6 protein-coding genes are annotated in these 8,722 nt (G+C 67.3%); 2 read left to right on the forward strand and 4 right to left on the reverse strand.

Annotated features, from left to right (window positions below):
- Positions 1-663: 663 nt before the first annotated feature.
- On the forward strand, positions 664-1,092 hold the full coding sequence (locus AC3EO4_RS55065) for a DUF2267 domain-containing protein (RefSeq protein WP_431904759.1): 429 nt from the start codon (positions 664-666) through the stop codon (positions 1,090-1,092).
- Positions 1,093-1,094: 2 nt separating this feature from the next.
- Here AC3EO4_RS55065 and AC3EO4_RS55070 read toward each other — a convergent pair whose 3' ends face one another.
- On the reverse strand, positions 1,095-1,283 hold the full coding sequence (locus AC3EO4_RS55070; protein WP_379575719.1) for a hypothetical protein: 189 nt from the start codon (positions 1,281-1,283) through the stop codon (positions 1,095-1,097).
- Between the two features lie 357 nt (positions 1,284-1,640).
- Positions 1,641-1,799: an integrase core domain-containing protein gene (locus tag AC3EO4_RS55075; protein WP_431904752.1), complete on the reverse strand. Its 159-nt coding sequence runs from the start codon at positions 1,797-1,799 to the stop codon at positions 1,641-1,643.
- A gap of 944 nt (positions 1,800-2,743) precedes the next feature.
- Here AC3EO4_RS55075 and AC3EO4_RS55080 point away from each other — a divergent pair.
- On the forward strand, positions 2,744-3,244 hold the full coding sequence (locus tag AC3EO4_RS55080; protein WP_379575716.1) for a phosphate-starvation-inducible PsiE family protein: 501 nt from the start codon (positions 2,744-2,746) through the stop codon (positions 3,242-3,244).
- A gap of 72 nt (positions 3,245-3,316) precedes the next feature.
- On the opposite strand, the gene AC3EO4_RS55085 is transcribed toward AC3EO4_RS55080, so the two are convergent.
- Together AC3EO4_RS55085 and AC3EO4_RS55090 are read right to left on the reverse strand one after the other, a co-directional pair.
- Positions 3,317-5,209, reverse strand: coding sequence for an MFS transporter (locus AC3EO4_RS55085; protein ID WP_488186389.1), 1,893 nt, complete (start codon positions 5,207-5,209; stop codon positions 3,317-3,319).
- A gap of 400 nt (positions 5,210-5,609) precedes the next feature.
- Positions 5,610-8,387, reverse strand: coding sequence for a helix-turn-helix transcriptional regulator (locus tag AC3EO4_RS55090; RefSeq protein WP_431904756.1), 2,778 nt, complete (start codon positions 8,385-8,387; stop codon positions 5,610-5,612).
- Positions 8,388-8,722: the final 335 nt, after the last annotated feature.

Below are 8,722 nucleotides of genomic sequence, written 5' to 3' on the forward strand. Positions count from 1 at the left end.
TGGGCGGGGCGTACGCGGCTCAGGCCTCCAGGCGCTTCCACCTTCCCCTCAGCGCTGGTTGGCGGCAGACGTCGGGAGGCGCTGGTCGGGGCAAGATCGCCCGAGGTCGGTAGGCGCCTCCCGCTCGGCTGGATCGACGCTCAGTTCCCACCGGAGTTTGACGGCGGTCCACTCGGCCGCGTACCGGCACCGAGCCGCCTCATACGGCGGGAGCCAGCTCGCGGGATCTTGGTCCGCCTTCTGGCGGTTCGATCTTGCGGTGGTGTCGACGAGGTGCCACCGGTATGCCGGGCCCTCCGGCCAGGCGGCCTCGCAGGTGCTCGCGGTAGGGGACGACCAGGGTGGCGGCCCATAGCTTGCCGCGATCAGGGCGTCGAACGCTTCGCGTAGCCACTGATCGTCAGCACAGATCAGCTCCGCGAACTCACCGTCCACGCGCCCGCCTTGTCGCAGCGTACGAAGCAGCCTCTCGACCTGGCGCCATTCCCGTTCGCGTCCCCGCATCTCGTCCTCTCCAACCGAGCCTTTCCTGCGCCGGAGCGGCGAATCCCATGCCTGTCGAGATCTTTTGTGCTCGGTGCACTACATGTCTTGGGGATGTGGTCCGGGGGCGGCTGGAGCCAGGGTTGTAGTGCCGCGAGAGAACGCGAAGGGGTGGACGAGATGGCGGAGACCGGTTATGCGCCGTTCAACCGGACGGTGGACAAGACGAACCGGGTCCTGCGAGAGATCGAGGAGGCGCACGGTTGGTCCGCTGAGCACCGGAACCGATCCTACGCCGCTCTCCGGGCGGTGCTTCACGCGCTGCGCGACCGGCTGTCCGTCGAGGAGAGCGCGCACCTCGCCGCCCAGCTGCCGCTGCTGATCCGTGGTCTCTATTACGAGGGCTGGCGCCCGGGCGCGGTTCCGGTGAAAGTCAACCGCGAGGAGTTCCTCGACCGTGTGTCAAGCGGGGTGGACTTCGAATTCCAGGAGAATACGGAAGATCTCGTCAAGACGGTTTTGCAGGCGCTCAGGAAGCACATTACCGACGGTGAGTGGGAGGACGTGAAATCGAGCATGCCGAGGGACTTGGCTTCGGTGCTGCCCTAGAGTCAGGTCTTTCGCCGTCGGCGCAGGGCGCGGATGAGCCGGAGCGGCAGGAGTCCCACCAGGGGGGCTCGCCTGCCGAGATCGTCCCGGTCCTCTTTGTCGAAGGCCTCGGCGTAGCGGCGGGCATCCTCGGCGGAGGCGTACCGTTTGGCGCCGCCTGCCTCGCAGCCTCGCTGGCACTGCCAGCTCATCGTCTCCCCTTCGCTGGTGAACCGGAACCGATGCCCGAGAACCCGACAGCGAAGCATGTAGCCCACCGTACAGCGCAGCACCGCCGGGGCTGCGCTGACCCGCCTTCCGTCGGTGTTATGTGAAGGAGCCTTGACCATGACCACAGAGTGGCTTGGCACCGTTCGAACCGATATCCCCTGTAGCGCGTCAAAACTCGCGCGCATGATCTGAGCTGGGGTTCTCCGGCCGGGCTATGCAGCTCGGCGGTACTCGTTGATCGCTTCTCCGAGTACCTTGTGGCGTTCGATTCGGCCTTGCGTTGGTACCACACTCTGCTCGTCTTGATCGGGTGGTCGTCGCCCACGCGCCTGGTGGGATCAATGGCCGTTGTAGTGATCGATGTACTCGTCCAGTACCGCGCGCAGGTGACGTTCACCGTAGATCAGCATGCGGTCGATCACCTCGGCGCGTACCGTACGGATCCACCGCTCGGCATAGCAATTCGCCCGCGGTGTCTGCGGCGGCGTCTTCAGCACCGTGATACCGCAGCGGCGAAGATCTCATCGAAGACGGCGGTGAACTTGGCGTCTCGATCGCGGACGAGGAAGCGGAACGACGCCGCTCGCTCGCCGAGGTTATCAAGAGATTGCGGGCCTGCTGAGCGGTCCACGCGCCGGCCGGGTGGGAGGTCACACCCAAGATGTGGACGCGCCGCGTGTGGACTTCCATCACGAACAACACGTACAGGCACTTCAGAAAGATCGTGTCAACGTGGAAGAAGTCGCACGCCAAAGCCCCTTGGCCTGCGATCGCAGGAAGACGCGCCACGAGGTGGCGAGATCTCGAGGTGCCGGAGCGAAGCGGCGGGAGCGCAGAACGCGCCGCACAGTCGCCTCGCTGACCTGATAGCCGAGCCGCACCAGTTCCCCCTGCACGCGGAGGTAGCCCCACAAAGGGTTCTCGCGCGCCAGGCGAATGATCAAGTCCCGGACCCGGACCTCCCTGCTCGTCCTTGGCCGTCCGCCGCGATGCGGATAGGTCCAGGCCCCTCGCAGCAGACGCCGGTGCCAAGTCAGCGAGGACGACGGCCGATTCGACGGGCGCCGGCATGCTGCCAGCACGACGTCCGGCTGATCCGGGCATAGAGCGCTTGAGCTTGCAACGGTTCGCGCACGCGGCCAACCGCACGGACGCCCGCTTCCCTCCGCCAGGCCTTCGGTGACTTCTCGGAGCTCTCAGAGGTGGCTGGACCTGCGGAGATCATGATTATCCTGATTGCCTTACGGGGAAGATGCCGGTGATGACTCAGATTGCTCCGGCCGTGGCCGTAGCCGTGAGAGCGGCGCCTTATGTCAGGACCGTCACGGTCGCTCTCGACCTCTCGAGCCCCCGGATCGGATTCCAGGTTGACCACATGGCGAACCAACCGCAGATGCCCGCCGCACCCGGACCTTCCTCTCCGGCCCCTTCAGCGCTCCCGGTGATCCACAGACCGGCGAACGCACGGCTGCTGAGCATCCTGGTCGCCGCCGAGCATGTGATCCTCTATCTGGTCTCGTTCGTGCTGGTGGCCGTAGGGGTGGGCATTCTGGTCCTGATGTGTTTCACGATCATACGAGGCGATACGTCCGGGGCGGAGAAAATCATCATCGTCCTCGAGGAGCTCCTCCTCGTTCTGATCGTTCTAGAGATATTCGTGACGGTGCAGACCCACCTCGAGGGGGGCCGCCTCCAGCTGGAGCCGTTCATCATCGTCGGCATCATCGCGATCGTGCGGCACATCCTGTCGGTGGTCGTCAGGCTGAGCATTCCGGTGTCCTCGGCCCAGAACCGTGAGCAGCTCATAGAGCTGGCTGTCTACGCGGGGTGCGCCTTCGTGCTGGTCGCCGCGCTGGCTCTCGCACGGTGGTCACAGCGACGTCCCGGCCCATCTCGCGATGGGCAGGGAAGTCGCTCGGACACGTCCGTTCCGCCTCAGTGAAGGTTTCACGAAGCCTTACCGAACGATTCTCGACGATCATCCTTGTCCCGATTCGAGGACCGATCAGAGCCCTCAGGAAGATCGATTGTCGTCGGCCGGGCCGTATTTGTCATCGGAGAAGCGCTTGATGACGCCTTCCCGAACGGCCTCTCTCAGGGCGGCGCCGAAGCGGCCGGGGCCCCACCAACGCCCGCCGACCACCTGCTCCAGCTTGTCGCGCGACACGGGCCCCTGCTGGTCGGCTGCGCGGGCCAGGTCCTCAATCTCCTGATCGCGATCGCGATCCGCCATCGCGGCGTACCTCGACGTCGTGCCGGTGGTGGCAGCCATGCCAGGCGAGTAGAACGAGTTACCAGGGCCGGGGCGGAATCGCCTGAGCCCGCTGCGCTCCCAGTCCCTGCGGCGCGCACTGCGCAGCTGGATCCGTTCATCGCGCTCGTGCAATTGCCGCCTGCCTTCCTCGGACAGGCCCGCTTCTCTCCCTGCCCGCACGAGCACGGCCTGCTGGGCCGGGTCTGCCTCGGCTTCCTCGGCGGTGAGCGGCATGGCGATGTTCTCCAGCGACTGCTGCTCGGCGCGGACGCCGAAGGCCAGCTCGGCCACCCCGCCCAACGCCATGGCGGCGGCGCCGATGAAGAAGCCGAGAGCGACCAGTGAGGGGTTGCCGCTGTGGATGAACTGGCCGAAGAGCGCGGGACCGGTGATGCCGCCGATGGCGGTGCCGACCGCGAAGAACAGGGATATCGCCAGCGCTCTGGTTTCCATGGGGAAGACCTCGCTGACGGTGAGGTACGCCGAGCTGGCCCCGGCCGAGGCGAAGAAGAACGTCAACGCGACGAGTGTCATGAACGAGGCCGTGGTGAGGCTGCCATTCATGAAGAGGACGGCGATCAGGGCCGTCAGGCCGGCTGACACGAAGTAGGTGCCGGAGATCATCGGAATGCGTCCGACGGTATCGAAGAGCCGTCCCAGCAGGAGCGGCCCGAGGAAGTTGCCGAGCGCGAAGATGGCCATGAAGTACGGAACCGCCCCTGATGCGACACCGAAGAAGCCGCTGAGGATCGTGCCCAGGTCGAAGGTCACGGCGTTGTAGAGGAAGGCCTGACCGATGAAGAGCGCGAGGCCGAGGATCGCCCGTCGCGGATAGCGCTGCATCGCGACCCTGGCGATCTCTCTGAAGGGGATCACGTCACGCTGCCGGATGGTTATCGAGGCGCCGGGCGGCGCGAGCTCCTTGCCCGTCTCCTGGCGCACTTCGGCCTCGATCTGGTCGACAATGCGCTCGGCCTCCTCCTCGCGGCCATGGATGAACAGCCATCGAGGGCTTTCCGGCACGTTACGTCGCACCAGCATGATCGCGACTCCGAGCACCCCGCCGATGCCGAAAGCCAGGCGCCAGCCGACGTGCATCGGGAACAGGGCGGTAGAGAGCAACGCGAGCGCCACCACGCTGCCGATCGCCGACCCGAGCCAGTAGCTCCCGTTGATGGCGAGGTCGACCTGCCCGCGATTGCGCGCTGGGATGAGCTCGTCGATGGCTGAATTGATCGCGGCGTACTCACCGCCGATACCCATGCCGGTCAAGAACCTGAAGAGGAAGAGGTACCACGGAGCGAAGGCGAGCGCGGTCAGCACCGTCGCGATGACATAGATCATCAACGTGATCATGAACAACTTCTTACGCCCGTATCGGTCCGTGAGCTGACCGAAGATCAACGCCCCGAGACAGGCGCCTGCAACGTAGATCGCCGCAGCCGTCCCGATGTCGGCGGCGGTCAGGTCGATCCCGCTGCCCCGCTCGGTCATCCGTGACGCGATCGCGCCGACGATCGTCACCTCGAGCCCGTCGAGGATCCAGACGGCGCCCAGACCGATGACGATCCTCCAGTGGAAACGCGACCACGGCAGCCGGTCCAAGCGGGCCGGGACCTGGGTGCGAATCGCGCGAACCTCTGTGGCTTCCATGGCAGGCGGCTCTCCCTGAGAGGCGGACGCGGATATGCGTGTGCCGGTGGTTAACCTTCGACTGATGCTTCGTTGTAGCGTTTTCAGCCATCGGTATCGCTGCTCGAGCGAGCGCGATACCACGCGCTGGCACTGCCGGCGCGGCTGCGGCGCGGGCGGGGACAAGCGCTACGCGAGTGCGGACGAGGCCCGCCGCTATGCCATCGCCTTCGACCGGGAGGACAGGGAGGACCTCGGCCGCCGAGCCCCCTTGTGGGGCTCTTCCCGCTCCGCCGCCTCCGCGCGGCACTCCGCCGGCGCCGCCGGTCCTGAGCCGTCCTGTGCAGGCTCGGAGGCGACGGACCAGTTCAATGCTTTCGGTCGCCGCGCGTGCCCGCATCCCTCAACTGGGTAGTAGTGACTACTCCTGCCCGGTGGACCGGGGGTGAAGGTAAGCCTCTTCGATGGTCAGGCGGGTCAGGTCGACGCGGGAATTGATGTCGAGCTTGCGGAAGATCTGGCGCAGATGGAACGCGACCGTGTGAACGCTGATGAACATCTGGTCGGCCACCTGGCGGTTTGTCAGCCCCTGGGCGACCAGGCGGGCGACCAGGCGCTGGGTGGCGGTCAGCCCCTCCCATCCCAGTGCCGTCCCCTCGCCGCGAGCCCAGTGGCGGTGCCGTACACCGAGCCTGCGCAGCCGGCGGCGCGCCCGGGCGGCGTCTCGCACCGCCCCCATCGCCTCGTACCCGGCGAGCGCGTCGTCGAGACTGCGGATCGCGCCGTCGCGCTCCCCATTCAGCGCGAGTGCCGCCCCGAGATCCTCCCTGGCAGATGCTTGCGCGTAGTCGTCAACGGCATGGGCGACGGCGACAGCGAGGGCCGACACGTCCTGGTCGAGCAGGCCACGTGCGTGCGCCGCTGCGGCCAGGAACAGGGGGAAGTCCGAGTTGTCAGCGGCCAGACGGTCGGCCGCCGCGACGACTGTCTCGGCCCGTCGCCGATCATCTACGCTCAATGCGAGGCGGACCAGCCACGCCGCGACGGTCGGCTCCACGACGAGCAGCGAGCGACGCTGATCGAGCACGGGATAGAGGCCGGCGATCAGCGCCATGGCCCTGCGCGGCTGGCCCAGAGCCTCAGCCACCTGTGCGGCGACCACTTGGCAGCGCATCTGCCCGTGTGTCGCCGCGTAGTCGGGCAGCAGGGCGCGGTCGGTCTCCACACAGGCGGCCGCCGTTTGAAGATCTCCACGTCTCAATGCCGCCGTACCGAGTACCGCCATACCCATCGACGTGAACAAATGCGTGCCCAGCGTGTCGGCGGCGGCCAGACCGGCCTCTGCCCACGTGACCGCGTCCGTCAGCCGGTGGCACGCCAGCTCCAAGCGGGCACCGAGGATGGCCGGGCCTATCGCCCATGCGGTATGGCCGAGCTTCTTGGCCTCCTCACGAGCCGCCTGGAGCACGGTCTCCGCCTCGCTGAGCCGGCGAATGTCGAGCAGCATCGACGCCAGGGCCAGCTTGGGGTGGGTACGGCGAGCCGCTCTCGAGCCCTCGTTCGCAAGCTGTACGGCTTTCCGAGCCAGGCGAAGCCCGTCTATGAGCCTGCCGCGGTCCCACTGGGCGACCGAGAGGACCACGAGAGCCGAGACCATCACGGCGTCAGCGCGGCGCTCGGTGCCCGCCAGGATCGATTCGGCCTGCCGTATGGCGCAGTCGCCGTCTTGCTGCCCGGCGAGGGCGTAGAGGAGCGTCGCCAGGGCTTCGTCGCGAGTCCCGTCGGGAAGGGTGGGTTCCGCGAGTGCCGCCTCGGCCTCGATCACCGCGTCGGCCATCTGCCCGGCCAGAAGGAGGATGGCCGAGAGCGCGCACCGTAGCTGGGCCACCGCCGGTGGCGGGAGAGGCTGGGCCAGCGCCCTGGTGATCAGGTCGGTGGCTCCCGTCAGCTGCCCCGCTTCGGTCATGGCGTGCGCGGCGGTCAGCGTGCGTGTGAAGTGTTGCGGAGAGTCGTCGTCGGTGAGCTCCATCGCCCGCACCGCGATATCGGCGGCGGTCCCGGGAGCATCAGCGAGGAGTTCGTTCACCGCCTGGTCGAGCCCTGCCAGCGTGCGCGTGTCACCGTGCTGGCCGCCGAGCAGGAGATGGGTGGCCGCCCCGACGGCGGACCCGCCCCGCTCCAGCAGGAGCCCGCCGATCTGGTGGTGCAGGGCCTGGCGCACCGGTGGTGGCAGCCCCTCGACGACAGCCTTCCTGACCAGGTCATGCCGGAACCGGAGAGAATCCGATCCGACCACCAGGACTTGGGCGTCCATGGCCTCGTCCAGGGCGGGGAGCAAAGTGGCCGGCGTCCTGCCGAGCGCCTCGGCCACATCCTCGGGCGAGAACGACTGCCCCAGCACCGCCGCGGTCTCGACCAGCTGGCGGGCTTGGCTGCTCAGCCGTTCGAGACGCCGCGTCACGAGGCCCTGGAGTCGTTGCGGAAGTCGCTCGGAGGCCAGATGGGCCAGCCCGCCGGAGACGCTGATCGCCTGCTCCTCGCGGAGCCCGGTCATAAGCTCGACCAGGAGGATGGGGTTGCCGCCCGCCCCCGCTGCCAGCTCCAGCAGCTCGTGGCCGGGCGGCGCGATCAGAAGGTCGGCGATCACCTCGGCCACGGCGTCGGGGGAAAGAGGGGCGAGCTCCAGTCGGACCGCCCCCTCCGCCTCAAGAGCGGTAAACAGGCGTTCCACCTCTGTGCCGTGGCGGTCGGTGCTCCGCGCGAGCATCCAGACGAGAGGCTGCGGCGACAGCTGTGACTCCAGGGTCCTCAAGGCCATCAAAGTCACTGGATCCGCCCACTGCAGATCGTCCAGGACCACGACGAGCGGATTGCGGGACGCGAGTGCTTCGGCCCTGGCACGGAGCCGCTCGACCAGCATGATGCGCGTATCGACCGTAGGTGCCTGGCTGATCAGCGTGATCGGCGATTCGTTGAACGCCGAGAACAGCGGCGCCATCGGAACAAGCTGTCCCAGCTCCTCCGCGTGCCCGACCGCGAGGGAGAACCCCAGCTCGGCGGCCGTGTCGGCGGCCTCGGCGAGGAACCTGCTCTTTCCCGTGCCGGACTCACCGTCGAGGAGAAGCACCGCGCTCTTTCCCGACCTCGCCGCGCGGAAGAGCCCGAGGGCTACCCGCCATTCGCGCTCACGTCCACGCATTCGGTCACTCTCGACTGGGTTGTGAAGATGTGCCGCCGAACGTCACGAGGGGTTACGCCCATCGTATGCGAGGCGTTCGCGCATCCCCCACCGGGTAGCCGCGACGCCGGGCACCTCGTCGATGGGTGCCGTTCAGCGCCAGGGACCGTTTCCGGAGCAAGCCTCAAACAAAGGGGCCCTTCGCCGTGCCTGGCGAAGAATCGAGGTCTGACTCAGCTCAGCTCTCAGGAGGTGGTCTGGGGTGCGATCGCCGGCGCGGTGGCCCCGTCGGAATCGATCTCGGTACGACGAACTCAGTGATCGCCGCGATGGAGGGCGGGCAACCCACCGTCATT

It is taken from the genome of Nonomuraea sp. bgisy101 (assembly GCF_057708945.1).

Coding starts and splice junctions, on each gene's coding strand:
- AC3EO4_RS55090 (WP_431904756.1), bottom strand. CDS start 8,387: ATGCGTGGACGTGAGCGCGAATGGCGGGTAGCCCTCGGGCTCTTCCGC.
- AC3EO4_RS55070 (WP_379575719.1), bottom strand. CDS start 1,283: ATGAGCTGGCAGTGCCAGCGAGGCTGCGAGGCAGGCGGCGCCAAACGG.
- AC3EO4_RS55085 (WP_488186389.1), bottom strand. CDS start 5,209: ATGGAAGCCACAGAGGTTCGCGCGATTCGCACCCAGGTCCCGGCCCGC.
- AC3EO4_RS55065 (WP_431904759.1), top strand. CDS start 664: ATGGCGGAGACCGGTTATGCGCCGTTCAACCGGACGGTGGACAAGACG.